Below are 26,101 nucleotides of genomic sequence, written 5' to 3'. Positions count from 1 at the left end.
TACATTGCTGCACCGACGCCGGAATCCCTCATCATGTCACCCTGTCGTGCAGCCTGTCTCTCAGTCCTGATCTCCGCCATGCTCGCGACGGCGGCACACGCGGCCACGGTCGGGCGCGAGCAGGACATCGTCGATCTCAAGCTTGGTCAGCGCGTGATGGTGGATGACGGAACCTGCCCGGCCGGACAGGTCAAGGAAGTTCGCGGTTCGAAGATGAGCGACAAAGGCGTCGTGCGAACCAGCTCTTGCGTGGCGCGGTACGGTCCGAAGTCCAAGTAACCGCTACGACTTCGCCGGATCGAACATGCACTGCAGGGTCGGCTTGGCGATCTTGGTGAAGGTCGCGCCGATTTCGCTTTGCTTTGCCGCCGGCACCCAATCGGTCTCGATCGTGGGAACGCCGGTCTCGCTGATGCCGCGCAGCAGCGCCTCGCGCAGGTCGCGATCCTCGACCGCGGCCGCGGCATGATCATGCAGACAGCCGCAGACCTCCTCCGGATGCTCCCAGCGCCCGAGCATGCGCGGGGCACATTGCCGCACGAATTCGGTGCGCGGGTCGGGCAGCCGGGTCGGCGCGCGCACCTGCGCCTGGACGGAACTGATCGTCAGAAGGGAGAGGACCGCTGCAGCGCAGAGACGAAGGTACATGATGGCTTTTGCCGGCTGATTTTCTTGTTGCTGATCAGAAGCGCGCGGCGAGAACGATCGGCTGAGGCGCCGTGGTGGTCACCGGCGAACCGCTGTACTGGAAGGTGCCGATACCGGGCAGACTACCGTCCGGCGCGCCGCCAAACGAGGAACCGGCGAGCACGAAGCCGAAAGCAAGGATGAAGCTGAGCGCGCGCATGGATATGTCCCCGAATTGCGTGGTCGGCGGTGTGCCGTCGTCGTTGTGAAGCTGATAACCATCCGCGGTTTCTCCCGTGATGCGCCCAAAGCCGAAAATGGTTTCTTTCCCGGTGAGAATTGTTTCGTCGCTCGCGATCTGACGAAACAATTCCCGGAAAACGTCAATCATTTCAGATAGGGCACGTGACAGTTTGAACCTGCTTGGGAGCAACCATCCACGCAGGTTGAGGTGACGCGGTCACATTCACGACGTCAGCGCTTCACATGCATTTTACGGTTTCCTGCTGAAGAGAACCGCAAGCGAAGGCCGGACCCGCTGATGAACCCGGAGCTTGCCGGGCACGACCGAAGCCTTCGAGAACCGAAGGGCCCGTCAACCGGGCACATGTGAGGAATGGCCACCATGATGGCGCAAGATCGCGCAACGGCGCGCGACGCGGCCGAACGGAACGACCGCGCCGATCAACGCGCCGCTTCGCCAGGGGCGATGGCTCTGCAATCAGGCCGCGGCTATGAGGCCGCGCCGCAGGCGTTCGTGCGGCTGAGCGGCTCGCACCATGCGAAACCGCGCGTCAGCCGCGATCCCGTCACTGAGTGAAGAAGTCGCCGCACTTCTGGACGTTCGCGTCGGCCGGTCCCCACGGCATGATCGGCACCGTCGAGGTCGAGTTCTTCGGCGATCCCTCGATCAGCTTGTCCGAATAGACCATGTAGACGAGCACATTGCGCTTTGAGTCGCAGCCGCGCACGATCTGCATCTTCTTGAAGAAGAGCGAACGGCGCTTGCGGAACATGTCGTCGCCCTGCTCCATCTTGTCCCTGAACTTGATCGGACCGATCTGGCGGCAGGCGAGCGAGACGTCAGAAACCTCCTCGGCCAGACCCAGCCACCCCTTGAAGCCACCCTTCTCAGGCACGGTAAAGTGACAGGCCACGCCTTCGACCTCGGGGTCGTCGAGGCCGTAGGTCGCAAGCTTGTCATTCGGGCTCATCCATTTGAACACGGTGGAGCGGCGAAAGATCAGATCCGGCTCGTCGGCGGCTTGCGCGGACGCCACCGGCACGGCCATAGCCAGAAGCAATAAAGCGAGGCCTTTCAAGCGGATGCCGGAAAGACCGGGGAAACGAGATGACATGAAGTTCTCCGGTAAGAAGTCACGGCAATGTAGGTATGGGGTGATCGTTCAGGAAGACGATGGCATCCGGGCGCGGCCGCCGTTTACCGCTCCGTGAGGCTTTTTTGCTACGTCTTGGACAAAAGTAGCTGATGGCAGAACCGCCCTGCTGGTGAACGCGTATCCCCTCTGCGAGACTAATGTCTGATTTGGATTACGGATTCGAGGAATGACTAGCGTGAACGGGTCCCGTTTTGCCGCCGCGCCCGCACGGCTGTGGCAGTTCGCCGTTTTGACGGCCGCGGGTGCGATCGGTACGACCAGCCAGGCAGAAGCAGCGTTCTATTACACGCCGGATTATTCGGACGGGTCCTACTACGCGCGGCCGGTGCGGCATCCCGACGAGCCACAGCAGAAGCCGCAGAAGCGCGGCTCGGCAGCCAAGACCAAGAACGCGGCGCGCGTCGAGAAGGAGACCGACGCGAAGCCGCGGGGTCCGCTCGTCATCGTCGTCTCGATCGACCGGCAGAAAGTGACGATCTACGATTCCAGCGGCGTGTTCGCGGAGTCGCCGGTGTCGACCGGCATGAAGGGCCACTCGACGCCGATGGGCGTGTTCAGCGTCATCCAGAAGCACAAATTCCACCACTCCAACATCTATAGCGGCGCGCCGATGCCGTACATGCAGCGGATCACCTGGTCCGGCATCGCCATGCATGCCGGCGTGCTGCCGGGCTATCCGGCCTCGCACGGCTGCATCCGCATGCCGATGGCATTCGCCGTGAAAATGTGGAACTGGACCAAGATGGGCGCGCGCGTGATCGTCACGCCCGGCCAGATGACGCCGCAAAATTTCTCGCATCCGATGCTCGCTTCGCTGCGCGTCCCGCCGCAGCCGGCTGCCAGCCTCGAGCCGACGACGAGCGTTGGCGACAAGGCGGACAAGGGTGCGCCTGACACCAACGTCACGGACGCCAAGGCCGTCGAGACCAAGTCGTTTGAGAAGACCGCCAGCGCCGACGGCGTGCTCGAGCTGCGCTCCACGGTTGGCCATACCGTGATGTCGGACGTGACCACGGGCAATGCGCCGGTCCGCGAGGAGGCGGTCAAGACTGACGTCAAGACTGACACCAAGTCCGCCGAGGCCTCCGATCCAGCCAAGCAGCCAGACGCGGCGGCGGCGACGGATGAGGCTGCCAAGCCCGCTGATGCAGCGAGCACCGAAGCGAAGCCTGCGGAAGCTGCCAAGGCGACCTCGGACGAGAAGCCGGCTGACAAGGTCGAGGCCGCGAAGTCAGAGCCGGTCAAGGCTGACGCGGCAACGACCGAGAACAAGCCCGACGCGGCGGTGACGGCAATTGCGCCCGCCCAGGCCGCTTCGCCGGAGGCAAAAAAGGATCAGACCCGCGTTGCCGATCCCGCGCCGTCCGTGAAGCCGGACCTGCCGAAGCGGACCGGTCAGATTGCGGCGTTCATCAGCCGCAAGGATTCCAAGCTCTACGTGCGGCAGAATTTTGCGCCGCTGTTCGACGTGCCCGTGACGATCGCGGCAAGCGACCGGCCGCTCGGCACCCACGTTTTCACCGCCGAGATCGACAAGACCGATGCCAATGCGCTGCATTGGTCAGTGGTGTCCCTGCCCGTTGCCGTTCGTGCCGCCGCGCGCGAGGACGACGGTCACGCCACGCGCCGCCAGCGCGGCGCCGCCGTGATCCCCGTGGCCGCAAAGCCTGTGATTACTCCGGACAGCCCGACCGAGGCACTGGATCGCATCACGATTCCTGCCGACGCCATGGCGAAGATCAACGAGCTGCTCACCACCGGCGGCTCGGTCATCGTCTCCGACCAGGGCATCAACCAGGGCGAGACCGGCGAAGGCACCGACTTCATCGTCCGCCTGTACTGAGCCGGGCTGCGCGAAGCTTGGCACCGCGCCAGATAACGCGGTGTTGAGCGGGCCGGTCGTCTCGCCGGAGCAGGCTGCGTGCCGGGTCACATCCGGGGGAACCTTGGGCACAATTGGGGCGAAGCGCCAAACAGCCGTTGCAATGGCGATGGGCCACCAACTAGGCTAGGATGATCAGGGGCAGGATAGGTTTTGCCGGAGGCGAAAAGCCGCGGCGGAACAACGGGATCAATCTCGAGGACAACACCATGCGTGTGGCGGCAGGACTGATTTTGGCAAGCGCGATATCGGTTGCGCTGACAGGCGCGGCGTGGTCGCAGACCCCGGCCGCGAAACCCGCAGCCGCCACCCAGGCTGCCCCCGCGGCCGCTGCTCCGGCTCCGGCACCCGCTGCAGCCCCTGCCGCAGCGCCCGCGCCGCAAGCCGCCGCGTTCCCGCCTCCGCCGCAACAAGCGCCGCAGCCGGCGCGCGCGGCCTGCAACAATCCGGACGCGCTGGGCGTCGCCCGCACCGTCGAGATCGACACCACAGGCGGTCCCGGCTTCGGCTTCGAGCATTTCAAGGAGCTCGACTTCCTGCGCGACAAGGAGGTCGTCCTGACCTTCGACGACGGTCCCTGGCCGCACAACACGCCCGCCGTGCTGAAGGCGCTCGCCGACCAGTGCACCACCGGCATCTTCTTCTCGATCGGCAAGCACGCCACCTACGAGCCGGAGATCCTGAAGCAGGTCTACGCGGCCGGCCACACCGTCGGCACCCACACCTGGTCGCACGCCAACCTCAACAACAAGAAGCTCTCCGAAGCGCAGCGCAAGGAAGAGATCGAGAAGGGCATCAGCGCCGTGAAATGGGCGCTCGGCGGCATCTCGCCCGCAGCGTTCTTCCGCTTCCCGGCGCTGCAGCATCCGCCCGAGATGGTCACCTATCTCGGCAACCGCAACGTCGCGATCTTCTCCTGCGACATCGACTCGTTCGACTTCAAGGCCTCGAAGCCCGAGAAGGTGATCGACACCGTGATGAAGGGGCTCGACAAGAAGGGCAAGGGCATCCTCCTGATGCACGACTTCCAGAAGCACACCGCGGAAGCCCTGCCCGAGCTTTTGAACCGTCTCAAGGCCGCCGGCTACAAGGTGGTAGCGATGCGCGCCAAGGCGCCGGTCGCCTCACTCCCCGAATACGACCAGGAGCTGATGAAGGACGTCAAGCTGCCGACGGTGAGCACGCGCCCGGTCAATTCCGTGGTGACGACCGTTTCCGAATAGCCGTCGCTTGTCTTTCCATTTCGAAGGTTACGTCATCGTCTCGGCGGACGGCATGCTCGCCGACGCCAGCCGCGTCATGCCCGACAGCCTGAAGTTCGAAGGCGACAAGCTGTTCTTCGAGCAGGCGCTCGACGGCGCAGCGCTGATCGTGCACGGCCGCAACTCGCATGAGCAGCACCCGAACTCGCCCAAGCGCAAGCGGCTGATCGCCACCCGCAAGATCAAGGCCCTCACCGTCGATCCGGAGATGCCGAACGCGACGCTGTGGAATCCGGATCATGCAAGCTTCGAAGAGGCTGCCGCCTTTGCCGACGTCGCCTCGGGACGGATCGCGGTCATTGGCGGCCCCCTCGTGTTCGACATGTTCATGGACCGCTTCGACACGTTCTGGCTGTCGGAAGCCCCGCATGTGCGGCTCGCCGGCGGCGAAGGCTGTTTCGTGGGCGTGCCGGAGCGGACACCGCACGAGGTGCTGGCGTCGCATGGGATGAAGCCGGGCACGCCGTATCTGCTCGACGCCGCGCATGGCGTGACCGTCACGCCGTGGCGTCGAAAGGATTAGCAAAGCCCTTAGGGCTTGCTTCCACAAAAAAACGAAAACAACCCCATGCACAGTAGCCAGGCGCCTGGCGGCCCGACCATTTTCGCTTTTTACGAATATCGCTTGCACCGTCGGGCAAAACAGGGGCAGGATGGCATCATGGCAGCGCGTGGTCAGGGACCAGGCGGGGCCCGTCCTCCGCCTACACGTCTCCGTAGGCCGTCTCGGCCGAACGCGTGGCGCGGCCATAGCCCATGATCATGAAGAGCGCGCCGATGATGGAGAGATTCTTCAGCGCGTCGATTACCATCTTGGCATTTTCAGGCGCCGGCTGATTCCAGAAGTCGTAGAACAGGACGGTCGAGACCGCGGTGTAGATGATCAGCAGCATCGCAAAGAAGCGCGTGCCGAAATTCAAGGCGATCATCAGTCCCGCGATCACCTCGAGCCCGCCGACTGCGATCGCCAAAAGCTGCGGCGTGGTCATCGCGGTCGCCGTCTCGACCTGCTTGGCGTAAGGCGCGATCACATCGGGCACCACGACCTTGGTGGCGATGAAATCGGCCGTCGCCTGGATGGCGATCAGTTTCGTCGCGCCCGTGTAGATGAACAGCACGGCGAACAGGATTCGCCCAAAAGTCACGAACGCTGGCATGGTCGGCCTCTTGGCTCAGGCTTTTAAAATCGGCGTCTTGACGAGAGTACCGAGCGATTATGAAGACTAGTGAGCCCGTTTACAAACGGGGAAATGGCGAACTGCGAGTAATTCAAAATTGGCGGCGAAGACGGTGCCCTTGGCGCTCCCTAGCGGAATCGAACCGACCGGGGCGAACGCGCCCATCCCACTCTCACCGTCATGGCCGGGCTTGACCCGGCCATCCACGACTTACCTCGCCCCACACGGAACGTGGATGCCCGGGACAAGCCCGGGCATGACGAGCTTGCGGAACGACCGCGCCTCCGAGAGACGCCGAACGCGCAGCCCGCTCCTACGTGAACAACGTCGGTTGCTGCCGGGCCGCGCGCTCCTGGGCTTCGACCACGGCCACCGCCGTCATGTTGAGGATGCCGCGCGCGGTCACCGAGGGCGTGAGGATGTGGGCGGGCCGCGCCGGGCCGATCAGGATCGGGCCGACGGGCAGCGCGTCCGCCAGCGACTTGATCATCTGATAGGCGACGTTGGCGGTGTCGAGCGTCGGCATGATCATGATGTTGGCCTCGCCCTCGAGCTTGGAGTGCGGCAGCACCATCTTGCGCGCCGCAGCGGAGAGCGCGGTATCGCCCTGCATCTCGCCGTCGGCCTCGATCTCCGGATGCCTCTCTCTCAGAAGCTGGGTCGCCTGGCGCATCTTGCGCGAGGAGTCGGTGTCGTAGCTGCCGAAATCGGAATGCGAGACGAAGGCGATCCTGGGCTTGAGCGCGAAGCGCTGAACATGCACCGCCGCGAGCGAGGCGATCTCGGCGAGCTCTTCTGCGCTCGGATTGGGCCGCACTTGCGTGTCGGCGATGAAGAACGCGCCCTTGCTGGTGATCAGCAGCGCCAGCGCGGCATAGTCGCTGACCCCGGCCTGAAAGCCGACGATCTCGCGGACATGACGCAGATGATGCATGTAGCGGCCTTCGACGCCGCAGAGCATGGCGTCCGCCTCCCCGCGCATCACCGCGAGCGCAGCAATCACCGTGTTATTCGTACGCACCACCGTGCGTGCCGCATCCGGTGTCACGCCGCGGCGGCCGGCGACTTCGACGTAAGACTGTACGTAGGAGCGATAGCGCGGATCGTCCTCGGGATTGACGAGGTCGAAATCCTTGCCGGCGCGGATCTGCAGGCCGAAGCGGTCGAGGCGGGCTTCCACCACGGAGGGACGGCCGACCAGGATCGGCCGCGCCACATTCTCCTCCAGCACCACCTGAGTGGCGCGCAGCACGCGCTCGTCCTCGCCTTCGGCGTAGATCACACGCACCGGCTGGGTCTTGGCCTTCGCGAACATCGGCTTCATGACGAGGCCGGAGCGGAAGGCGAAGCGCTCGAGCAGCGCGGTGTATTCGTCGAAATTGGTGATCTGCCGCGTCGCGACGCCGGACTCCATCGCAGCCTTGGCCACAGCGGGCGCGATGCGGAGAATCAGCCTGGGATCAAACGGGCTCGGGATCAGAGAGCCCGGACCAAAACCTTGCGTCTCGCCGGTGTCAAAGCCTTGCGCCACCGCATCCGACGGCGCCTCGCGCGCGAGCTGCGCGATGGCTTCGACCGCGGCGTGCTTCATCTCCTCGTTGATGGCGCTGGCGCCGACATCGAGCGCGCCGCGGAAGATGAAGGGGAAGCAGAGGACGTTGTTGACCTGGTTCGGATAGTCGGAGCGGCCGGTGCAGATCATCGCGTCGGGGCGCACCTTGCGCGCCTCCTCCGGCATGATCTCCGGCGTCGGGTTGGCGAGCGCCATGATCAGCGGCTTGTCGCCCATCGCCTTGGCCATCTCGGGCTTGAGCACGCCCGGCGCCGAAAGTCCGATGAAGATGTCGGCGCCGCCGATGACGTCGGCAAGCGTGCGCTTGTCGGTCTTCTGCGCATAGACCGCCTTCCAGCGGTCCATCGTGGTGTTGCGGCCCTCATGCACGAGGCCGTCGATGTCGCACACCCAGATATTCTTGCGCTGCGCCCCCATCGAGACCAGCAGGTTGAGCGTCGCGATCGCGGCAGCCCCTGCCCCCGACGCCACGATCTTGACGTCCGAGAGCTTCTTGCCGTTGAGGCGCAGGGCGTTGGTGACGGCGGCGGCGACGATGATTGCGGTACCGTGCTGGTCGTCATGGAAGACCGGGATCTTCATGCGCTCCTTCAGCTGCGCCTCGATCTCGAAACATTCAGGCCCGCGGATGTCCTCCAGATTGATGCCGCCGAAGGTCGGCTCGAGCGCCGCCACGGTCTCGACCACGCGCTCGATGGTGTCGGCGGCGATCTCGATGTCGAACACGTCGATGCCGGCGAATTTCTTGAACAGGACCGCCTTGCCTTCCATCACCGGCTTCGAGGCCAGCGGGCCGATATTGCCGAGGCCGAGCACCGCGGTGCCGTTGGAGACCACGGCGACCAGATTGGCGCGAGCCGTCAGCGTTGCGGCCTCCGACGGGTTCTTGGCGATCTCGGTGCATGCAGCCGCCACCCCAGGCGAGTAAGCGAGCGCGAGGTCGCGCTGGTTCGCAAGCGGCTTTGTTGCCTGGATCTCGAGCTTTCCGGGACGCGGCAGACGGTGATAGGCCAGCGCCGCCTGGTGGAGATCATCAGAATAGGACGACATGCGGTCTCTTGCCTCGCGTTACCGGCCACAAAATGCCTCATCCGGAGCAGCCCTCCAAGCGGACGGTATTTCCGGGTCGTGGAAACGGGATGAAGCACGGCGGGCGCCCCGGTGGCAACATCCGATTGCGATCCCATCAACAGGGCGCAGGCTCAAATATCTGATGACGCTAGCTTTCCCTGGACCTCGTAACGTTTCCCGAATATGGCAGGTTGTGCAGCGCGCAACGAGCAACTGGAGCTGGGAATGAAGCGGATCCTGATCGGCCTGATCGCTGTCGCCGTGCTTGCCGCCGGCGGATGGTTCGGCTTCAGCCTCTACGTCCAGCACCGCGTCACCACCGAGGTTGAAACGGCTTTCGAGCAGATCCGCAAGCAAGGCGGCAAGGCCAGCCACAGCAAGGTCGAATTCGACCTGATGAGCCGGACGCTCACCATCGAGGACATCGCGGTCACGCCCGGCAATCAACCGCAAGCGCAGGTCAAGATCGCCGGCATCAAGGGCACCGGCGTCCGCCAGATCGACGACACCAGGATTTCGGCTGACAGCATCGACATCACCGGCTTCGAAGTCGCACTGGACCAGATCGGCCCAGCCAAGGTGAAGGCGTCCTACAAAGTCCCGCAGCTGACGATGCGCGACTATGCCGGCCCCCTTCACATCGGCACTGCGCCGGCGAACGGCTCCCTGGTCGACCTCTACCGCTACGTGCTCGGTCAATACGCAAGCGTCGCGGCGTCCTCGCTCACGGCGCCTACGCTGACGATGAGCTTCGATTCCGGCAGCGGTCCCGGCGGCAGCGGCGAGATCACCTATTCCGGATTGACGATCCAGAACCTGAAGCAAGGCAAGATCGATGCGATGAAGGCGGACCGCGCCGCCATCTCGATCGACGTGAAGCAGCCGGGCAGGCCGGATAAGCTGACCGGCGAGGTGTCGAACATCATCGTCAACGATTTCGATGCGACCGCGATCATCGCCGCGCTCGATCCGCAGACCAGCAATGACGAGACCTATCACCGCGTCTACCGGCAAATCTTGGCCGGCCCCTATGCGCTCAAAACGGCTCAGGGGATGCGTATCGATATCGACGGCTTCGTGATGGAGGACCTCGACGTGCAACCGTCGAAATTCCGGCTAGCCGAGCGATTTGACGCGCTGTCGCAGGATCAATCGGCCGTTCCGACGCCGGCACAGTCGCGCGAAACGCTGGAGAAGATCGCCGGAATCTATGAGGGTGTTCGCATCGGCAAGGCCGAAGTCAGCAAGATTTCGGTCGGCACGCCGCAGGGGATCGGCAAGGTCAACGCGATCAGATACCACGACGGCGAGTTCGCGATCGAGGGCGTCGACACGCCGGGCCCGCAGGGCCAGTTCAAGATGGAGCGCTTCGCGCTGAAGTCGTTCAGCGCGGCAAAACTGATGCGCTTGGGGGCGGGCCTCAGCAATCCCGGACAAACGCCCTCACCTGAGCAGATCCTGGGCCTTTTCGGCGTGCTCTCAGGCGCAGAAATCAAGGGCGTGACCGCGCCGTTCAAGACCACCAAGAAGCTGGTCACGATCGACACGCTGAGCCTGGATTGGGGTCAGCTGGTCGGCTCGATCCCGAGCAAGGCGCATGCGGTGGCCAAATTTGTCACGCCGACCGATCCGTCCGATCCGAAGCAGCTAACGTTGATTGCCGCCGGCCTCGACAAGCTCGCGATCGACCTCGATCTCGGCGCAGCCTGGACCGAGTCCTCCAACAGCTTTGCTCTGGCGCCGGCAACGCTCGACATCGGAGGCATCGCAAAAGCGCAACTGCGTATCGCGCTCGGCAGTGTGCCACGTGAGGTGTTTTCGGCCGATCCCGCTCAGCTTATGGGTCAGGCCGCCCGGATCGAGGCTGACACGCTCGAGTTCTCACTGCGCGACAATGGTGGCGTCGATCTCGTCGTGACGCAGTTCGCGCGCACGCAGAACGTCAGCCGCGACGCGGCACGCAGCGCCATCGTGGAGATGATCCGGGCGCAGGGCGAGAAGGTCGCGGCCTCCAATCTCGATGCGAGGGCAGCGGTCGATGCGATCGCAAGCTTCGTCTCGACCTCGGACCAGACGCTCACCATCAAGCTGACGCCGCTCGGCAAGATGCCGGTGCTTCAGCTCATGGATGCGCTGAACAGCGGCCCGATCGTTGCGCTGGCGCAGTTCAGGATCGAGGCATCGACGGGGCTGTAGGGGAACGAGACGCAGCTCTCTCCTTCGTCATTGCGAGGAGCTCTTGCGACGAAGCAATCCAGAGTCCCTCCGCGGGAAGATTCTGGATTGCTTCGCTGCGCTCGCAATGACGATGTGGAGGCAACGCGGCCTCTCCCCGCTTCCGCCTTCGCTGAAGCTTCGGCGGGTCAAGCGCGGAGAGAGGCACGAGCCCTCACTTCTGCGGCAGGTTCACCTTCACATGCAGCTCGCGGAGCTGCTTGGTGGTGGCCTCCGACGGCGCGCCCATCAGCAGGTCCATGGCCTGCTGATTCATCGGGAACAGCGAGATCTCGCGCAGGTTGTTGGTGCCACAAAGCAACATGACGATGCGGTCAACGCCCGCGGCCATGCCGCCATGCGGCGGCGCGCCGTACTGGAAGGCGCGATACATGCCGCCGAAGCGGTCGACCACTTCCTGCTCGCCGTAACCTGCGATCTCGAACGCCTTCACCATGGCTTCCGGCACATGGTTGCGGATGCCGCCCGAGGCGATCTCGTAGCCGTTGCAGGTGATGTCGTACTGGAACGCCTTGATGGTCAGCGGGTCCTGGCCCTTCAATGCGTCGAGACCGCCCTGCGGCATCGAGAACGGATTGTGCGAGAAGTCGACCTTCTTGTCGTCCTCGTTGTACTCGTACATCGGGAAGTCGACGATCCAGGCGAGCTCGAACCGCTCCTTGTCGGTGAGGTTCAATTCCTCGCCGACCTTGTTGCGGGCCAAGCCTGAAAACTTCCAGAACTTGTCGGGATCGCCGGCGACGAAGAAGGCGGCATCGCCTTCCTTGACGCCGATCTGCGTGCGGATCGCGGCGGTGCGCTCAGGCCCGATGTTGTTCGCAAGCGGACCCGCGCCCTCGCCGCCCTCGCGCCACATGATGTAGCCCAGCCCAGGCTGGCCCTCGCCCTGCGCCCACGAGTTCATGCGGTCACAGAACGCGCGGCTGCCGCCACCCGGAGCGGGGATCGCCCAGACCTGGTTCTTGGGGTCTTCGAGCATGCGCGCGAACACCTTGAAGCCGGAGCCGCGGAAATGCTCGGAGACGTCCTGCATCTCGATGGGATTGCGCAGGTCCGGCTTGTCGCTGCCGTATTTGCGCAGCGCCTCGGCGAACGGAATCCGCCGCCAGTCCTTGCTCACCGGCTTGCCCTTGGCGAACTCCTCGAACACGCCGGTGATGACGGGCTCCATTGCCGCGAACACGTCTTCCTGCGTGACAAAGCTCATCTCGACGTCGAGCTGGTAGAACTCGCCCGGCAGACGGTCGGCGCGTGGGTCCTCGTCGCGGAAGCAGGGCGCGATCTGGAAGTAGCGGTCGAAGCCCGACATCATCAAGAGCTGCTTGTACTGCTGCGGCGCCTGCGGCAGCGCGTAGAACTTGCCGGGATGGATGCGCGACGGCACCAGGAAGTCGCGCGCGCCTTCCGGCGAGGACGCGGTCAGGATCGGCGTGTTGAACTCGAAGAAGCCTTGCCCCTCCATGCGCCGGCGCATCGACTTGATGATCTCGACGCGCGTCATGATGTTCTGGTGCAGTTTTTCGCGGCGCAGATCGAGGAAGCGGTATTTCAGGCGAATGTCTTCGGGATATTCCTGGTCGCCGAACACCGGCAGCGGCAGGTCGCCGGCGGGGCCCAGCACCTCGATCTCGGTGACATAGATCTCGATCTTGCCGGTCGGCAGGTCGTCATTGTCGGTGCCCTCGGGGCGGCGGCGGACCTTGCCGTCCATCTTGACCACGAATTCCGAACGCAGCTTTTCGGCCAGCGCGAACGCCGGCGAGTCCGGATCGACCACGCACTGGGTCAGGCCGTAATGGTCGCGCAGGTCGATGAACAGCACGCCGCCATGGTCGCGAACGCGATGTACCCAGCCCGAGAGGCGAACCGTCTCGCCGATGTTGCTCTCGCGGAGCGCGCCGCATGTATGTGACCGGTAGCGATGCATGGTCGTCCCAAAATAAATGTCGGAGGAAGCGAATCGGACGACCTTGTCACAGCCGGTCCGACGTTGCGGCAGGGTTTACCCGACGAGGCCGGAGGCGGCAACCAAGGGAACGGGCTGTTTTGGGGCTGGCGACGGCCATTTTTGGCCAATCGGGGCCCAAGCCTTTGCCATCCGCCGTTACAGCCCTATCTTGAGGCCATGACGGTCCATTTCCCCTTCCAGAACTCGTATTCGGAGCTGCCGGACAGCTTCTTTGCCCGCGTCGCGCCGACCCCTGTGGCCGCGCCGCGGCTGATCAAGCTGAACCGGCCGCTGGCGGTCCAGCTCGGGCTCGATCCTGATCTGCTGGAGACGGCGGAGGGCGCCGAAATTCTGGCCGGCAAGACGGTTCCCGCGGGCGCCGATCCGATTGCCATGGCCTATGCCGGCCATCAGTTCGGGCAGTTCGTGCCCCAGCTCGGCGACGGCCGCGCGATCCTGCTCGGCGAGGTCATCGACACAAACGGCGTGCGCCGAGACATCCAGCTCAAGGGCTCGGGCCCGACCCCCTTCTCCCGCCGCGGCGACGGCCGCGCCGCGCTCGGGCCGGTTCTGCGCGAATATATCGTGAGTGAAGCGATGTTCGCTCTCGGCATTCCCACCACGCGGTCGCTGGCTGCCGTCGTCACCGGCGAGCCGGTGATCCGCGAGACTGCGCTGCCCGGCGCGGTGCTGACGCGCGTCGCGTCCAGCCACATCCGGGTCGGCACCTTCCAGTTCTTTGCCGTCCGCCGCGACACCGACGCCATTCGTCGGCTCGCCGATCACGTCATCTCGCGGCATTATCCGGACCTGCTCCACGCCGACCGACCCTATCACGCTTTGCTTGCTGGCGTCGTCGCGCGTCAGGCGGAGCTCATCGCGCGCTGGCTGCTGGTCGGCTTCATCCACGGCGTGATGAACACGGACAACTCTTCAATCTCCGGCGAGACCATCGATTACGGCCCCTGCGCCTTCATGGATGCCTACAATCCCGCGCAGGTGTTCTCGTCGATCGACGAGACGGGCCGCTATGCCTACGCCAACCAGCCGCGCGTCGCGCTGTGGAATCTGACGCGGCTCGCCGAATGCCTGCTGCCGTTGTTCGGCGAAGAGCAGGAGAAGGCGGTCGAGCAGGCGCAGGAGATTCTGGGTGCATTCCCGGAGACCTTCAGCAAGGCCTATCAGGCTGGCTTGCGCAGAAAGGTGGGCGTGTTCAGCGAGGCCGACGGCGACGAGGCGCTGATCCAGGACCTGCTCGACGCCATGGCGAAGAACCAGGCCGACTTCACCCTGACTTTCCGCAAGCTCGGCGATGCCGCAGGTGACGAGGCTGCCGTTGCCGATGTCCGCGCGCAGTTCATGGATCCCTCAGCCTTCGACGACTGGGCCAGGCGCTGGCGCGAGCGCACGGCGCTGGAGCCGCAGTCTGCGGCCGAGCGGCAAGCGGCGATGCACGCCGTCAATCCCGTCTTCATCCCGCGCAACCACCGCGTCGAGGCCGTGATCCAGGCCGCGGTGAACGATGACAATTACGCGCCGTTCGAGGAATTGGTGAAGGTGCTGGCGAAGCCGTACGAGGAGCAACCCGAGTACGCCGCCTACGCCGATCCACCGCTGCCGGATCAGCGGGTGCTGCAGACGTTTTGCGGGACGTGAGCCGCAAACTCATCTGCCGCCGTAGATGCCCCGACCGCGACCCTGCCGAAGCTCATGACGTGATGGCGGGCACGAAGGCCGCGTTAACCTCCCGTCCACCATCGCAGCCGGACCGCCGGCGGTAACCATTAGAATTAACAGACCCTCAACGCACAGCCGACAAATCTAACGGTGTTTCTGGAGATTTCCGCCGTGGATTTGCTGGTTTTCGAGTTCCTGGGGCTGGCGCTGGTTGGCATGTGCCTGGTCGTGGTGGCGTTGCCCTGCGCCCGCAAATCCTCGCACCGGATCCGTTACGAATAGGATTTTTGGCGGAAAAGAGCGATTCCAGTCCCAATGCAAGGCTCGAATTCGCTTAGAGCCCCTTGACATCACAGCGCTTTCGGCAGAACGGCTGATACCAAGTGTCATGGGCCGTTCATGGATTTGATTACCACCACCGCTGACCTCGCGGCTGCCTGCAGCCGACTGGCCAAGCACCCCGTCATAACAGTCGATACCGAGTTCCTGCGCGAAACCACCTATTACCCGCTGTTGTGCGTGGTGCAGATGGCGAGCCCCGAGGAAGCGATCGTCATCGACACCCTGGCCGAGGGCATCGACCTCAAGCCGTTCTTCGAGCTGATGGCCAACGAGGGCGTGCTGAAGGTGTTTCACGCCGCGCGTCAGGACATCGAGATCATCTGGCATCAGGCCAATATCATTCCGCATCCGGTGTTCGACACCCAGGTCGCGGCCATGGTGCTCGGCTATGGCGACAGCATCGCCTATGACGCGCTGGTCGAGAAGGTCGCCGGCCACCGTCCGGACAAGACCCATCGCTTCACCGACTGGTCGCGCCGGCCGCTGACCAAGGAGCAGATGCACTACGCGGTCTCCGACGTCACGCACTTGCGCGACGTCTTCGCCGCGCTCGATGCCGATTTGAAGAAGCGCCGCCGCAGCGAATGGGTTTCCATCGAGATGGAAGTCCTGACCTCGCCCAAAACCTACGACTTCCACCCCGAGCGCGCCTGGGAACGGCTGAAGACGCGGGTGCGCAAGCCAAAGGACCTCGCGGTGCTGATGGAGGTTGCCGCCTGGCGCGAGCAGGAGGCGCAGAGCCGAGACGTGCCGCGCGGGCGCGTGCTGCGCGACGAAGCCATCAGCGACATCGCCACCCATGCGCCGAACACGCTGGAGAAGCTCGCCCATCTGCGCTCGGTGCCGAAGGGCTTTGAGAAGTCCAAATGGGGCGCGGACATCGTCGCCGCGGTCGAGCGCGGGCTGGCGCGGGACCATTCCACGCTGCCGAAGCTGGAGAAGCCGCGCAACAACAACAATGGTGCTGCGACCGTCGAGCTGCTGAAGGTGCTGCTGCGCATGACTGCCGAGCGCCATGCTGTCGCGAGCAAGGTGATCGCAACCGTCGACGATCTCGAGGAGATCGCAGCCGACGACGAGGCCGACGTGCCGGCGCTGCGCGGCTGGCGCCGCGAGCTGTTCGGCGACGCCGCACTGAAGCTCAAGCGCGGCGAGCTGGCGCTGGCGATCGAAAAAGGTCGCGTGATCGGGGTTCAGCGGGTCGAGGCGGTCAAACCGTCAGCCTGAGGGGTGACGGCGACAGCGTTGGGTACGCAATTCTCAACGTCGTCATTGCGAGCGAAGCGAAGCAATCCAGACCGTCTCCGCGGACACAGTCTGGATTCCTTCGTCGCTTCGCTCCTCGCAATGACGAAGAGAGCCTACGCCGGCGTGAGCTTCGCCACTTCCGGCATCATGTCGTTCAACACGCCTGATATCGCCGCGATCAGCTCGTCGATCTGGGCCTTGGTGACGATCAGCGGCGGGCAGATGGCGATGGCGTCCAGCATGTTGCGCGAGATCACGCCACGCTCCTGCAGCATGCCGCTCGCCATGCCGCCGACCGCGCCGGGCGTCGCGGCAGCGGTCTTGCGGCCCTTGTCGAGCACGAGCTCGAGCGCTGCGATCATGCCGACGCCGCGGACCTCGCCGACCAGCGGATGGCTGGTCAGCTCGCGCAGCTTGCTTTGCATGTAACCGCCGAGCTCGGCGGCATGCGCGACCAGGCCGCGCTCCTCGATGATCTTGAGGTTTTCCAGCGCAATCGCCGAGCCGACCGGATGGCCACCGGCGGTGAAGCCGTGGCCGAGCACGCCGATCTTGTTGCTCTCGTCCGCGATCGGCTCGAACATGCGCTCGTTCATGATGATCGCCGACAGCGGGAAGTAGCTCGAGGTGATCTGCTTGGAAACGACGATCGCATCGGGCTTGATGCCATAGGTCTCGCAGCCGAACATCTTGCCGGTGCGTCCAAAGCCGCAGATCACCTCGTCGGCGATCAGCAGGATGTCGTACTTGTTCAGGACCGCCTGGATCTTGTCCCAATACGTCGCCGGCGGCACGATCACGCCGCCCGCCCCCATCACCGGCTCGCCGAAGAAGGCCGCGATCGTATCAGGCCCTTCCTTCTGGATCAGCGCGTCGAGCTCCTCGGCCCGGCGCGTCGCAAAGGCTTCCTCGCTCTCGCCGGGCGCGCCGTCCTTGTAGAAATGCGGCGAGCCCGTGTGCAGGATGTTCGGCAGCGGCAGATCGAACGAACGGTGGTTGTTGGGCAGGCCCGTGAGGCTCGCCGAGGCAATGGTGACGCCGTGATAGGCGCGCATGCGGCTGATGATCTTCTTGCGCTGGGGCTGGCCGAGCGAGTTCGAACGATAGGCGATCAGCTTCAGGACGGTGTCGTTCGCCTCCGAGCCGGAATTGGTGAAGAACACCTTGCTCATCGGCACCGGCGCGAGCGCGACCAGCTTCTCGGCGAGGTCGATCGAGGGCCCGTGCGATTTGGCCGAGAAGGTGTGATAGAACGGCAGCGCCTGCATCTGCTTGTGCGCGGCCTCGACCAGCCGCTTTTCGTTGAAGCCGAGCCCGACGCTCCACAGGCCCGCCATCGCCTCGAAATAGCGTTTGCCCGACGCATCGAACACGTAGGGGCCCTCGCCGCGCTCGATCACCAGGGGACCTGCCTGCTGATGGGCGCGCGCGTTGGTGTAGGCGTGGAGCTGGTAGGCCACATCGCGGGCTTCTTGCGAATTGGGCAGCATGGACATTTGCAGGGATCCCTCAAGTCATCACGTCGCCGGCACGGCCAACGCCATCGATCGGTTATCAGGCTAGGTTATCAGGCTACTTGGCTATTGCGGCGAGGGAAAACTTGCAACGCCAATTCGTCGGCAGCAAGCGCTCAGCAGCGATGCACAAAGCCGCACACAAGACGGCGCTCAGGCCGCGCCGTCGTCATCTCCCTCGCCGTCTGCTACAGCTTCCCGCACCTCGACCAGCGCCATCGACAGCAGATAGACGGTCGTGGACAGGCCTACCCGGCGCGCCGTCTCGACGGCACGCGACAGCTCGTTCGCCAGCTCCTTGAGCTCGTCCTCCCGAGACAATGTCCCACCCCATCCATCCGCCGATCGCGTCTCTCAGACCGCGACGGCGCCGCTGATTCTGATCAGTTCGGCGCTGGACTGGAGTGTAGCAAAGTTGGCGATGACATTCACCACCGACTGCTTGTAGGCGGCCGCCTCGCCCGTTCCCGGCTGCCGGCAGGCCGCGGCATCGACGACCACCTGATAGCGGTGGCTGCGGTGAAATCCCTCGACCACGGTGGCCAGGATGGTCTCGTCGAGGGAAAAGCCCGTTACCACGCAACGGACATTGCGGACGCTGGACATGTAGTCCACGAAACGCGACGAGCTGTAGGCCGAGGGCAACGGGTGCTCGAACGTCATCTCGCCCGGACGCGGCCTCGCCTCCGCGATCCAATCGGTCAGCCTGGATGACGGATTGAACCACGCAGCCTGCGCGATACGCTTCAAATGCATCACCGGCCAGTGGTTGCTGCGCCACAGCGTCAGCAGTTCCAGGCAGCGCGAGGTGGCGGCGTCGCCATCGAGAATGACGTGGCGACGCCCGGGGGTCAGATATTCGACCTGAAGGTCCGCACAGACCAGGACCAGCGGATCGTCGTGGAGAGAGACCGGCATCATCTTGCGCCGAGCTGCACCAGTTTCAGCGATCGGCGGGCGCGAGGTCCCGCAGCGGCGAGGTCACCGCCCGTCCCGCCGAGGCATCCAGCACGCCCGGCCGGTCCCAGTCGCCCTCGGGGCGGATGATCACGTAGGGATCGCTGTCGAGCGTGATCGCGTCCGGTCCCGGCTCGATCTCCAGCAGCATTTCCGTGTAGGAGAAATCCGAGAAGGTGATCTTGCGATTGTGGCCGAGCGGCTTGGCGCCGAAATGAGCCCAGAAATCGACCAGCCGGTCCTGGGCCTGACCATAGATCTTGCGGAACCCCTTGCGCTTCACATAGTCGACGCTGGCCTGCACCAGCTTGAACGAGATGCGCGAGCGCCGATATTGGTGACGCACCGCAAGCCGCTCGACCTTGGCGAAGTCGCCGAAGAAGCGCACCCGCAAGCAGCCCGCCGGCTCGTTGCCGATGTAGCCGATGAAATGTGCGGCAACCATGTCGTTGCCGTCGAACTCCTCGTCAAACGGACAATCCTGCTCGGCGAGATAGACCGCGGAGCGAATGGCCGTGACCAGCATGAGGTCGCTCGGATCGCGCGCAAGGCGAACGGTGATGGCGCGGGAGTCAGGCTTGGCGAGAGGAATCCTAGTGCCGTGCATCTGAAAAGCTCCTTGGTTGGGTGATCGCGCCCGGCATGAGCATGGGCTGCCGGTGCCAGGGGCGCTCGTAACACCAGAGGTCGGGCTGGAAACTCGAAATGGGCGCGAAGCCCGTCGCCTTCATGATTTCGCGTCCGGCCACGGTTGACGGCTGCGCATAGCAGTCCGCGCCGCGAAACCTTATCTGCCGCAGATGAGCCGCGGCCTTGCCGAGACCGGCGATGCCGCGGCCGGTCGCCGCGATCGCCCAGATGTAGATCGCCGAAACATCCTCATTCGCGGAAGCGAGGTAGTGCGTCTCGGGCGCCGTCAGACTGATATCGTCGAGCAGCAATGCATCATGCCCGCGGTCGTTGAGAAACAGGAAGGCCATGCCGCCGAGCAGATTGCCGTTCCGGGTGAACGTCAGGATGCTCTGGGGATCGAAGGCGAAATACTTCGCAAGCTCCATCGCCCCGATCTGCACACCCGGCACCAGGCGGTGCGCCATTTCCGAAAGCGCGGCGATTTCCCCGAATTGCGCGCACCGGACATCCACGTCAGGGCTCAGCGGCAAAGCGTCGAAATCATGCCTTGCGGCAAACGAGCCCCTTTCCATACCCATGTCGTGCCTCTATCGTCCCGGGGTTTTGTACGCCGCTACGAGGAGAAGCCTAGCGGCTGGAGATCAGGAGTATGCAGCAAGTATTGCACCGGGGTGCTGCAATGAAGCACCACCATGAAGAAGCGCTAAATGCGTCCTGGGACGATTTGAAGCTCTTTTTAGCTTGCGCCAAATTTAAAAGCTTCCGAAATGCGGGCGAAGAGCTCGGGCTCACCTCCACCACGTTGATGCGCCGGATCGACCGGCTCGAAGAGAGCATCGGCTGCAAGCTCTTCCTGCGCGACCAGAGCGGGCTCACGCTCAGCGACGAAGGCACCGCGATGATTGCCGACGTCGCGCATATGGAGCGTCACGCCTTCAACGTCTTCCGCCGCGCCTCGCGATCCCAAAACGACACGTCGGGCACGGTGCGCGTCGCAGTGACGGAGGGCCCAGGCAATTTCTGGATCCTGCCGCGGCTGATCGATTTCCAGAAGACCTATCGCAAGATCACCGTCGACCTGCGTTGTGCGATGGAGCAGGCCGACGTCGCGCGGCTGGAGTCGGACATTGCGATCCAGCTCGAGCCGCCGACCAATCCCGATCTCATCGTCGCCAAGCTTGGCCGGCTGCACATCTATCCCTTCGTCTCCAGGGACTATGCGGATCTCTACGGCGTGCCGGCGACGCTCGCCGAGTTGCCGAGCCACCGCATCATCAAGCAGAGCGCGCCGCAGGTCGACGACGGCGCCTATGCCCGCGTGCTCGGTTTGAAATCGCTGGAAGGCATCGTCGGGATCAAGACCAATTCTTCCGTCGGCGTGCTCTACGCGGTCGAGCGCGGCGCCGGCATCGGCTTCCTGCCGACGGTGTCGATCGCGCTCGGTGTGCCGCTTGTCGCCGTTGACCTCGGCGTCAGCCACCACGCCGACCTCTGGCTCACCTATCACAAGGAGTTCCGCGCCTCCGAGCGGCACAAGATCGTGGTCGACTGGCTGAAGAAGATCTTCGACCCCAAGACCCATCCCTGCTTCCGCGACGAGTTCATCCATCCGAACGCGCTGGTGCCGATGATGACGGCCGCACGCGAAGGCTTCGGATTGTCCGGATACGTTGCAGCGACGCCGAAGTAAGCTCGCCTCACCACCGATATTCGAAGCCGATTGTGCCCTGGTGCGATGTCAGCTCGTTGCGGAACTTGCCGTCGTAATTGACGTAGAGCCGCGCGGTGTTGGTCAGGCTGAGTGACGCCGAGGCGCCGGCGTCCATGCCGTAGCGGCTCTCGCCGATGCCGGGGACGATGATGCTCTGGGTGCCCAGGCTGACCTGGACCGATCCCAGATCCTGATAGAAATTGTCGACGAACTTGCCGTAGGCCGACAGGTCCAGGATCTTCCGGTCGAAAATGAAGTATCGCCCGATCTCGGCGCCGATCATGACACGCGCGCGTGCGAGCGCGCTGGAGCCGACATTGAGCGGATCGAGCCCGCCGGCCTCCTGGAACGCCGCGCCGGTGGCCCGCACATATTCGAGCGCGCCCTTGGGCACGACGCGCATCTGGTCCTTGGTCCAGTAGTAGCTGATCTCGGTCAGTGCGCCGTCGACCGCGGCGCGATAGCCGGCCGTCGCAACACCAAAGCCGGTGTCCCGGCTGGAATGGACCTTGCCGAAACCGTGCACCACCGCAAAGGCCCAGGTCCACGGTCCCTTGTCGACGGAGCCGTTGAAGCCGATCTGGGTCAGGTCGAGCGACGCCGACTGCAGCGCGAGCGGCACGTCGATATCGGTATGGCTCTGGTCGACGGAGAAGCCGAGATTGACGCCCGGCGCGACCCGCGCACCGAAACCGGCGACGCCGCCGAACGTCTTGCGCTTGTCGCCGACGAAATCGCCTTGCGGATCGGTCCGGACCGAAATGCCGTAGCCCTCGTACCAGGTGCGGTAACGTGGATCCTCCGTGCTCGCCGAGGCTCCGCCACCGCCGGGGTTGGTGCGGAACGCGCGATTGACGCCGCCAGAGGCCTGATTGCCAAGGCGCTCCAGGAAGTTCGAGCCGAGATTGAGCGTGGAGTTGCCGGCGGACTGGTCGTAGTTGGTCGACGTCGGGACCGGGATCGGCGTCGGAGACGGCGTAGGCGTCGGGGTAGGCGTCGGAGTGGGCGTCGGGCTCTGCGCGAACGCCGGCGTCGCCGCCGATATCGTCACGACGATTGCCAAGGCCATCGCAGTGGCCCTCGCAGTGGCCATCGCAATCGCGGCCGCGACCCGGCGGACGCGGTCCAGCCCGATCGTCTGCCGTGTTCCGGAGGGCTGCGAGGGGCAGCTCATGATGACAAATCCCGAAGCAAAATGACGGCCCGCAAAAATACAACACGAACAGCGAGCGGGTGCGGCGATTTGTGCTGAACTGCCACTAGGGGTCAACCGTTTGGCACACTATCGCAGGGGCGATTGCCCCTGATTGTGGTTCCGCGGCCACAGGTCGCAAATTGCAACGGCGCAGGCCCGGTCCGGCCTTGAAATTTGCGCGCGGCTTGCTAGCGCGTGGTTTTCGTGTTGGAATACCGCACACAATCGGAATTGGCGCTCGGCTGTGCGTTTCGCGACATTGAGACTCAAGACTCGAACAGACTTCCGGAAGCCCGTTTGTGGCGTGGCACGCGAAATGCGGCCGCGTCTTTTTTGTATCTAGCGGAGGAGACTAACGATGCCACAAAAGGGCACCGTCAAATGGTTCAACCCGACCAAGGGCTACGGGTTCATCAAGCCGAACGGCAGCGACAAGGACGTGTTCGTCCACATCTCTGCCGTCGAGCGTGCCGGACTCTCGACCCTCAATGAAAACCAGGCGGTTGAATACGACCTCGTGGAAAACCGCGGCAAGGCATCCGCGGAAAACCTGAAGGTCTCCTGATTTCTCTCAAAGCTAAGCGCGAGAGATCATGACGTTGCCCCCGGCTCTGCCGGGGGATTTTGTTTTTGGCCCTGTTTCTTCCAATTGGTCTTTATGTAGATTTCCGGTTATATTACCGGAGATTTATTTCGGAGCGGGCCGTGTCGACGAAATCCCAGCGAAAGGCAACCCGAACCCATCGGCGCCGCGCCGCAGCGCGTGGTTTGGTACGGGTTGAAGTCCAAGCCGCGAAGAAGGACGCAAGCCTCATCCGTGCCTTGGCGGAAACCCTACGCGACAAACCGGAAAGAGCTGCGGCACTTCGATCGACGCTCGCCAGCGCCCTCCTCAATCCTGAGGTCAGGACGGCCTTCGATGTTTTTGGCTCGGAACTTCCCGATGACGCGTTCGAGGGTGTGTTCGATCAGCCACGGCGTGACGGCTGGCGAGAGGTCGACTTGTGAAGTTTCTGGTCGATACCAACGTCATTTCCGAAATTCGTAAGCGCGAGCGGGCCGACCCAAACGTCATTCGTTGGGTTAATCAGATCCCAGCCGAAGAAATCGGAACCAGCGTCTTGGTTCTGGCTGAAATTAGCCGAGGCATCGAACTAAAAAGGCGAAGCGATCCGCTCCAGGCAAAATCTCTCGATCAGTGGTTTTCGCAGATGAGGACAAGACTTGCGGATCGGGTTCTGCCCATTGATGAGAGCATCGCCGACACCTGGGCACTCCTTGGAGTTCCCAATCCGCTGCCACTCATCGACAGTCTCCTCGCCGCCACTGCCAAGGTCCACGGCCTAACACTGGTGACGCGCAACATTGCCGATATTGAATCGACCGGTGTGGCGCTGCTCGACCCGTTTGCAGCGCCGTGAGCGATAGAGCGATGGTACAACGATCGGAGTATTTCTCTCGCTAATGACACCAAATGGCGAGACCTGCGAACTGCAATACTCGACCTCGACCGAGCCGATCAACCCGCTTTTCGTTGCAAAGACTTTGAAAGCGGCGTCCACGGCTCCCCGGATGGAGAATGATATTATCATTGGCTGCAAGACGGCTGGGTGTGGATGGAGTGGGTAGAACTGTCCGTGGAAACGCCGCAGCAGCGCGACCTCGTCCGAGCAATCTTGAAACGTACTCGGTTCGGAGGAGAGGAGACCGCGGCGGGTTTCCGCATTCTCGGATATGTCGGCAACGGCGAGCCGGCAAACTATATCGAACAGCCGCGCGGTTCTGCCCTAGCTCACCACGGGCGCAACCAAAAAATTCTCCGACGCCGAACTGCCCACCGTCTTGCAAACATCGCCTTCGATCCGGACCTTGCCGGTCGCAAGCAGGCTCAGCGCTGCGGGATAGATGCGGTGCTCGACTTCGAGGATGCGCTCCGACAACGTTTCGCCAGTATCATGGTCGCCGACGGGCACCGCGCCCTGCATCACGATCGGACCGGCGTCGGTCTCGGGGATCACGAAGTGCACCGTCGCGCCAGACAGCTTTACGCCGGCGCGCAAGGCCTGCCCATGCGGATCGAGGCCGGGGAAGGACGGCAGCAGCGAGGGATGGATGTTGAGCATCCGCCCGTACCAGGCCCTGGCGAATTCGGCGGTGAACAGGCGCATGAAGCCGCCGAGGCAAATCAGCTCGATGCCGTGCAGGTCGAGCGCTGCCTGCAGCACTGCCTCGAAGCCGGCGCGATCCTTGCCGAACGGCTTGCTCTCGATCACCTGCGTTTTCACGCCGGCCGCCTTGGCCCGTTCGAGCCCGAGCGCGTCGGCCTTGTTCGAGACGACGAGCGAGATTTCGGCAGGAAAATCCGCCGCGCTTGCTGCCTTGATCAGCGCGGACATGTTGGAGCCGCGGCCGGAAATCAGGATGGCGACGCGGCGCTTCATCACAGCGCCAGGTCGAGATGGCCGTTATAGACGACGCGGTGCTCGCCCTCGGCCGGGATCACGGTGCCGAGTTGCGCCACGGTCTCGCCGGCATGGGTGAAAACCCGCACGACCTCGTCGACCTTCTCAGGCTCGACGATCGCGATCATGCCGATGCCGCAGTTGAAGGTCCTGAGCATTTCGAGCTCGGCGATGCCGGCTTGCGCCGCCAGCCATTTGAACACGGGCAGCACGGGCAGGCGCGCCAGATCGATGCCGACACCGAGATGGCTCGGCAGCACGCGCGGAATGTTGTCGGTGAAGCCGCCGCCGGTGATGTGGGCGAGGCCCTTCACCGCAGCCGTTTCGCGGATCGCGCGCAGGCAGGATTTGACGTAGAGCCGCGTCGGCGTCAGCAGCGCGCCGCCAAGCGTCATCACCGGCGCGAACGGCGCCTGCGCCTCGAAGCCGAGGCCGGATTGTTCCACGATCTTGCGCACCAGCGAGAAGCCGTTGGAGTGCACGCCCGACGAGGCCAGGCCGATCACGGCATCGCCCGCGGCAATGTCCTTGCGCGGCAGCAGCGTGCCCCGCTCGGCTGCGCCGACGGCAAAGCCGCCGAGATCATAGTCGCCGTCCTTGTAGAGGCCGGGCATTTCAGCGGTCTCGCCGCCGATCAGCGCGCAGCCGGACTCGCGGCAGCCTTCGGCGACGCCGGCGACAATCGAGGCGGTCGCCTCCGGGTCGAGCTTGCCGCAGGCAAAATAGTCGAGGAAGAACAGCGGCTCGGCGCCCTGCACCACGAGGTCGTTGACGCTCATGGCGACGAGGTCGATGCCGATCCCGCCATGCAGGCCGGTCTCGATCGCGATCTTGACCTTGGTGCCGACGCCGTCGGTGGCCGCGACCAGGACAGGGTCCTTGAAGCCGGCCGCCTTGAGGTCGAACAGGCCGCCGAATCCGCCGATCTCGGCGTCGGCGCCTGGCCGTGCAGTGGCGCGCACCATCGGCTTGATCAGGTCGACCAGGCGGTTGCCCGCGTCGATATCGACGCCTGAATCGGCGTAAGTGAGGCCGTTTTTGCGGTCGGTCATGCCCGATTTCCAGTGGGTTTGCGGCTGGTTACGTCGAATTCCGGGGACACGCAATGGCAAGCGTGGCGCCCTGCCCTATACTATGTAGATATCAACCGGTTCGGCCTCCAAGGGGCCGGATTTCGAGGTCAGGT

26 protein-coding genes are annotated in these 26,101 nt (G+C 64.0%); 12 read left to right on the top strand and 14 right to left on the bottom strand.

Translation table 11 applies throughout. The features are described from left to right. The first annotated feature begins 33 nt into the window (after positions 1-33). A complete protein-coding gene (locus FXB38_RS21575) occupies positions 34-279 on the top strand; it encodes a DUF6719 family protein (protein ID WP_148752992.1) in 246 nt (81 codons plus the stop codon). Between the two features lie 3 nt (positions 280-282). Here the strand turns inward: FXB38_RS21575 and FXB38_RS21570 are convergent, their stop codons facing one another. Beyond that, a complete protein-coding gene (locus tag FXB38_RS21570; protein ID WP_148752991.1) occupies positions 283-648 on the bottom strand; it encodes a hypothetical protein in 366 nt (121 codons plus the stop codon). Between the two features lie 34 nt (positions 649-682). Then, positions 683-1,060 (bottom strand): hypothetical protein, encoded by a 378-nt coding sequence (locus FXB38_RS21565; protein WP_148752990.1) that lies wholly within the window; start codon positions 1,058-1,060, stop codon positions 683-685. A 192-nt stretch (positions 1,061-1,252) separates the two neighbouring features. On the opposite strand from FXB38_RS21565, the gene FXB38_RS21560 reads away from it, so the two are divergent. Next, entirely contained in the window at positions 1,253-1,447 is a 195-nt protein-coding gene (locus FXB38_RS21560; RefSeq protein WP_148752989.1) for a hypothetical protein, read from the top strand. On the opposite strand, the gene FXB38_RS21555 is transcribed toward FXB38_RS21560, so the two are convergent. Next, positions 1,437-1,985, bottom strand: coding sequence for a CreA family protein (locus tag FXB38_RS21555; protein WP_148752988.1), 549 nt, complete (start codon positions 1,983-1,985; stop codon positions 1,437-1,439). The two genes, FXB38_RS21560 and FXB38_RS21555, sit on opposite strands and share 11 nt — an antisense overlap. Positions 1,986-2,193: 208 nt before the next feature. Here FXB38_RS21555 and FXB38_RS21550 point away from each other — a divergent pair, with 208 nt between their 5' ends. From FXB38_RS21550 to FXB38_RS21540, 3 genes are all read left to right on the top strand, one after another. Further along, a complete protein-coding gene (locus FXB38_RS21550) occupies positions 2,194-3,870 on the top strand; it encodes a L,D-transpeptidase (protein ID WP_148752987.1) in 1,677 nt (558 codons plus the stop codon). 248 nt (positions 3,871-4,118) lie between these two features. Beyond that, positions 4,119-5,132, top strand: a complete 1,014-nt coding sequence (locus tag FXB38_RS21545; protein ID WP_148752986.1) for a polysaccharide deacetylase family protein — start codon at positions 4,119-4,121, stop codon at positions 5,130-5,132. 7 nt (positions 5,133-5,139) lie between these two features. Beyond that, complete coding sequence (locus FXB38_RS21540; RefSeq protein WP_187435041.1) at positions 5,140-5,694, top strand: dihydrofolate reductase; 555 nt, start codon at positions 5,140-5,142, stop codon at positions 5,692-5,694. Between the two features lie 181 nt (positions 5,695-5,875). Here the strand turns inward: FXB38_RS21540 and FXB38_RS21535 are convergent, their stop codons facing one another. Together FXB38_RS21535 and FXB38_RS21530 are read right to left on the bottom strand one after the other, a co-directional pair. Next, complete coding sequence (locus FXB38_RS21535) at positions 5,876-6,328, bottom strand: DoxX family protein (RefSeq protein ID WP_148752985.1); 453 nt, start codon at positions 6,326-6,328, stop codon at positions 5,876-5,878. Between the two features lie 334 nt (positions 6,329-6,662). Then, on the bottom strand, positions 6,663-8,972 hold the full coding sequence (locus tag FXB38_RS21530; protein WP_148752984.1) for an NADP-dependent malic enzyme: 2,310 nt from the start codon (positions 8,970-8,972) through the stop codon (positions 6,663-6,665). 246 nt (positions 8,973-9,218) lie between these two features. Between FXB38_RS21530 and FXB38_RS21525 the strand changes: the two genes are divergently transcribed. Continuing rightward, on the top strand, positions 9,219-11,189 hold the full coding sequence (locus FXB38_RS21525) for a hypothetical protein (protein ID WP_148752983.1): 1,971 nt from the start codon (positions 9,219-9,221) through the stop codon (positions 11,187-11,189). A gap of 193 nt (positions 11,190-11,382) precedes the next feature. Here FXB38_RS21525 and aspS read toward each other — a convergent pair whose 3' ends face one another. Next, on the bottom strand, positions 11,383-13,155 hold the full coding sequence (gene aspS, locus FXB38_RS21520) for an aspartate--tRNA ligase (protein ID WP_148752982.1): 1,773 nt from the start codon (positions 13,153-13,155) through the stop codon (positions 11,383-11,385). Between the two features lie 198 nt (positions 13,156-13,353). Between aspS and FXB38_RS21515 the strand changes: the two genes are divergently transcribed. Then, positions 13,354-14,832: a protein adenylyltransferase SelO gene (locus tag FXB38_RS21515; RefSeq protein WP_148752981.1), complete on the top strand. Its 1,479-nt coding sequence runs from the start codon at positions 13,354-13,356 to the stop codon at positions 14,830-14,832. Positions 14,833-15,252: 420 nt separating this feature from the next. Continuing rightward, positions 15,253-16,422 (top strand): ribonuclease D, encoded by a 1,170-nt coding sequence (gene rnd / locus FXB38_RS21510; RefSeq protein ID WP_148752980.1) that lies wholly within the window; start codon positions 15,253-15,255, stop codon positions 16,420-16,422. Between the two features lie 134 nt (positions 16,423-16,556). Here the strand turns inward: rnd and FXB38_RS21505 are convergent, their stop codons facing one another. The 5 genes from FXB38_RS21505 to FXB38_RS21490 all read right to left on the bottom strand — a co-directional run bounded on the left by FXB38_RS21505 (position 16,557) and on the right by FXB38_RS21490 (position 20,125). Then, positions 16,557-17,939, bottom strand: a complete 1,383-nt coding sequence (locus FXB38_RS21505; protein WP_148752979.1) for an aspartate aminotransferase family protein — start codon at positions 17,937-17,939, stop codon at positions 16,557-16,559. Between the two features lie 171 nt (positions 17,940-18,110). Next, positions 18,111-18,278, bottom strand: a complete 168-nt coding sequence (locus FXB38_RS42870; protein ID WP_187435040.1) for a hypothetical protein — start codon at positions 18,276-18,278, stop codon at positions 18,111-18,113. 33 nt (positions 18,279-18,311) lie between these two features. Continuing rightward, positions 18,312-18,875: an isochorismatase family protein gene (locus tag FXB38_RS21500; RefSeq protein WP_148753044.1), complete on the bottom strand. Its 564-nt coding sequence runs from the start codon at positions 18,873-18,875 to the stop codon at positions 18,312-18,314. A gap of 25 nt (positions 18,876-18,900) precedes the next feature. Next, positions 18,901-19,521 carry a GNAT family N-acetyltransferase gene (locus FXB38_RS21495; protein WP_148752978.1) on the bottom strand — a complete coding sequence of 207 codons (621 nt, stop codon included), beginning with the start codon at positions 19,519-19,521 and terminating at the stop codon, positions 18,901-18,903. After that, the gene (locus FXB38_RS21490) at positions 19,508-20,125 is read right to left on the bottom strand and encodes a hypothetical protein (RefSeq protein ID WP_187435039.1); all 618 of its coding nucleotides are present in this window, start codon (positions 20,123-20,125) and stop codon (positions 19,508-19,510) included. The genes FXB38_RS21495 and FXB38_RS21490 overlap by 14 nt, the downstream gene beginning before the upstream one ends. A 71-nt stretch (positions 20,126-20,196) precedes the next feature. Here FXB38_RS21490 and FXB38_RS21485 point away from each other — a divergent pair, with 71 nt between their 5' ends. Further along, the gene (locus tag FXB38_RS21485; RefSeq protein WP_148752977.1) at positions 20,197-21,237 is read left to right on the top strand and encodes a LysR family transcriptional regulator; all 1,041 of its coding nucleotides are present in this window, start codon (positions 20,197-20,199) and stop codon (positions 21,235-21,237) included. Positions 21,238-21,244: 7 nt separating this feature from the next. On the opposite strand, the gene FXB38_RS21480 is transcribed toward FXB38_RS21485, so the two are convergent. After that, positions 21,245-22,432, bottom strand: a complete 1,188-nt coding sequence (locus FXB38_RS21480; protein ID WP_148752976.1) for an autotransporter outer membrane beta-barrel domain-containing protein — start codon at positions 22,430-22,432, stop codon at positions 21,245-21,247. Positions 22,433-22,811: 379 nt separating this feature from the next. Between FXB38_RS21480 and FXB38_RS21470 the strand changes: the two genes are divergently transcribed. From FXB38_RS21470 to FXB38_RS21460, 3 genes are all read left to right on the top strand, one after another. Beyond that, positions 22,812-23,018, top strand: a complete 207-nt coding sequence (locus FXB38_RS21470; RefSeq protein WP_148752975.1) for a cold-shock protein — start codon at positions 22,812-22,814, stop codon at positions 23,016-23,018. Positions 23,019-23,158: 140 nt separating this feature from the next. Next, positions 23,159-23,461: a hypothetical protein gene (locus tag FXB38_RS21465; RefSeq protein ID WP_148752974.1), complete on the top strand. Its 303-nt coding sequence runs from the start codon at positions 23,159-23,161 to the stop codon at positions 23,459-23,461. Continuing rightward, the gene (locus FXB38_RS21460; protein ID WP_148752973.1) at positions 23,458-23,874 is read left to right on the top strand and encodes a type II toxin-antitoxin system VapC family toxin; all 417 of its coding nucleotides are present in this window, start codon (positions 23,458-23,460) and stop codon (positions 23,872-23,874) included. The genes FXB38_RS21465 and FXB38_RS21460 overlap by 4 nt, the downstream gene beginning before the upstream one ends. 366 nt (positions 23,875-24,240) lie before the next feature. Here the strand turns inward: FXB38_RS21460 and purN are convergent, their stop codons facing one another. After that, the gene (purN, locus tag FXB38_RS21455) at positions 24,241-24,894 is read right to left on the bottom strand and encodes a phosphoribosylglycinamide formyltransferase (protein WP_187435038.1); all 654 of its coding nucleotides are present in this window, start codon (positions 24,892-24,894) and stop codon (positions 24,241-24,243) included. Beyond that, positions 24,894-25,967 carry a phosphoribosylformylglycinamidine cyclo-ligase gene (purM, locus tag FXB38_RS21450; protein WP_148752971.1) on the bottom strand — a complete coding sequence of 358 codons (1,074 nt, stop codon included), beginning with the start codon at positions 25,965-25,967 and terminating at the stop codon, positions 24,894-24,896. The genes purN and purM overlap by 1 nt, the downstream gene beginning before the upstream one ends. Between the last annotated feature and the right edge of the window lie 134 nt (positions 25,968-26,101).

It is taken from the genome of Bradyrhizobium cytisi, assembly GCF_008123515.1.
In the GTDB taxonomy this organism is placed as follows: Bacteria; Pseudomonadota; Alphaproteobacteria; order Rhizobiales; family Xanthobacteraceae; genus Bradyrhizobium; species Bradyrhizobium cytisi.
This window is presented reverse-complemented; position numbering and strand designations above follow the sequence as displayed.

Bases quoted from the DNA above. Each gene is read 5' to 3' on its own strand.
- FXB38_RS21575 (WP_148752992.1), top strand. From the start codon at position 34: ATGTCACCCTGTCGTGCAGCCTGTCTCTCAGTCCTGATCTCCGCCATG.
- FXB38_RS21530 (WP_148752984.1), bottom strand. From the start codon at position 8,972: ATGTCGTCCTATTCTGATGATCTCCACCAGGCGGCGCTGGCCTATCAC.
- FXB38_RS21560 (WP_148752989.1), top strand. From the start codon at position 1,253: ATGATGGCGCAAGATCGCGCAACGGCGCGCGACGCGGCCGAACGGAAC.
- FXB38_RS21550 (WP_148752987.1), top strand. From the start codon at position 2,194: ATGACTAGCGTGAACGGGTCCCGTTTTGCCGCCGCGCCCGCACGGCTG.
- aspS (WP_148752982.1), bottom strand. From the start codon at position 13,155: ATGCATCGCTACCGGTCACATACATGCGGCGCGCTCCGCGAGAGCAAC.
- FXB38_RS21495 (WP_148752978.1), bottom strand. From the start codon at position 19,521: ATGCACGGCACTAGGATTCCTCTCGCCAAGCCTGACTCCCGCGCCATC.
- FXB38_RS21480 (WP_148752976.1), bottom strand. From the start codon at position 22,432: ATGAGCTGCCCCTCGCAGCCCTCCGGAACACGGCAGACGATCGGGCTG.
- FXB38_RS21545 (WP_148752986.1), top strand. From the start codon at position 4,119: ATGCGTGTGGCGGCAGGACTGATTTTGGCAAGCGCGATATCGGTTGCG.
- FXB38_RS21535 (WP_148752985.1), bottom strand. From the start codon at position 6,328: ATGCCAGCGTTCGTGACTTTTGGGCGAATCCTGTTCGCCGTGCTGTTC.
- FXB38_RS21515 (WP_148752981.1), top strand. From the start codon at position 13,354: ATGACGGTCCATTTCCCCTTCCAGAACTCGTATTCGGAGCTGCCGGAC.
- FXB38_RS21570 (WP_148752991.1), bottom strand. From the start codon at position 648: ATGTACCTTCGTCTCTGCGCTGCAGCGGTCCTCTCCCTTCTGACGATC.
- FXB38_RS21470 (WP_148752975.1), top strand. From the start codon at position 22,812: ATGCCACAAAAGGGCACCGTCAAATGGTTCAACCCGACCAAGGGCTAC.
- FXB38_RS21505 (WP_148752979.1), bottom strand. From the start codon at position 17,939: ATGTCCATGCTGCCCAATTCGCAAGAAGCCCGCGATGTGGCCTACCAG.
- FXB38_RS21490 (WP_187435039.1), bottom strand. From the start codon at position 20,125: ATGGGTATGGAAAGGGGCTCGTTTGCCGCAAGGCATGATTTCGACGCT.
- FXB38_RS21500 (WP_148753044.1), bottom strand. From the start codon at position 18,875: ATGCCGGTCTCTCTCCACGACGATCCGCTGGTCCTGGTCTGTGCGGAC.
- FXB38_RS21525 (WP_148752983.1), top strand. From the start codon at position 9,219: ATGAAGCGGATCCTGATCGGCCTGATCGCTGTCGCCGTGCTTGCCGCC.
- FXB38_RS21555 (WP_148752988.1), bottom strand. From the start codon at position 1,985: ATGTCATCTCGTTTCCCCGGTCTTTCCGGCATCCGCTTGAAAGGCCTC.
- purN (WP_187435038.1), bottom strand. From the start codon at position 24,894: ATGAAGCGCCGCGTCGCCATCCTGATTTCCGGCCGCGGCTCCAACATG.
- purM (WP_148752971.1), bottom strand. From the start codon at position 25,967: ATGACCGACCGCAAAAACGGCCTCACTTACGCCGATTCAGGCGTCGAT.
- FXB38_RS21485 (WP_148752977.1), top strand. From the start codon at position 20,197: ATGCAGCAAGTATTGCACCGGGGTGCTGCAATGAAGCACCACCATGAA.
- rnd (WP_148752980.1), top strand. From the start codon at position 15,253: ATGGATTTGATTACCACCACCGCTGACCTCGCGGCTGCCTGCAGCCGA.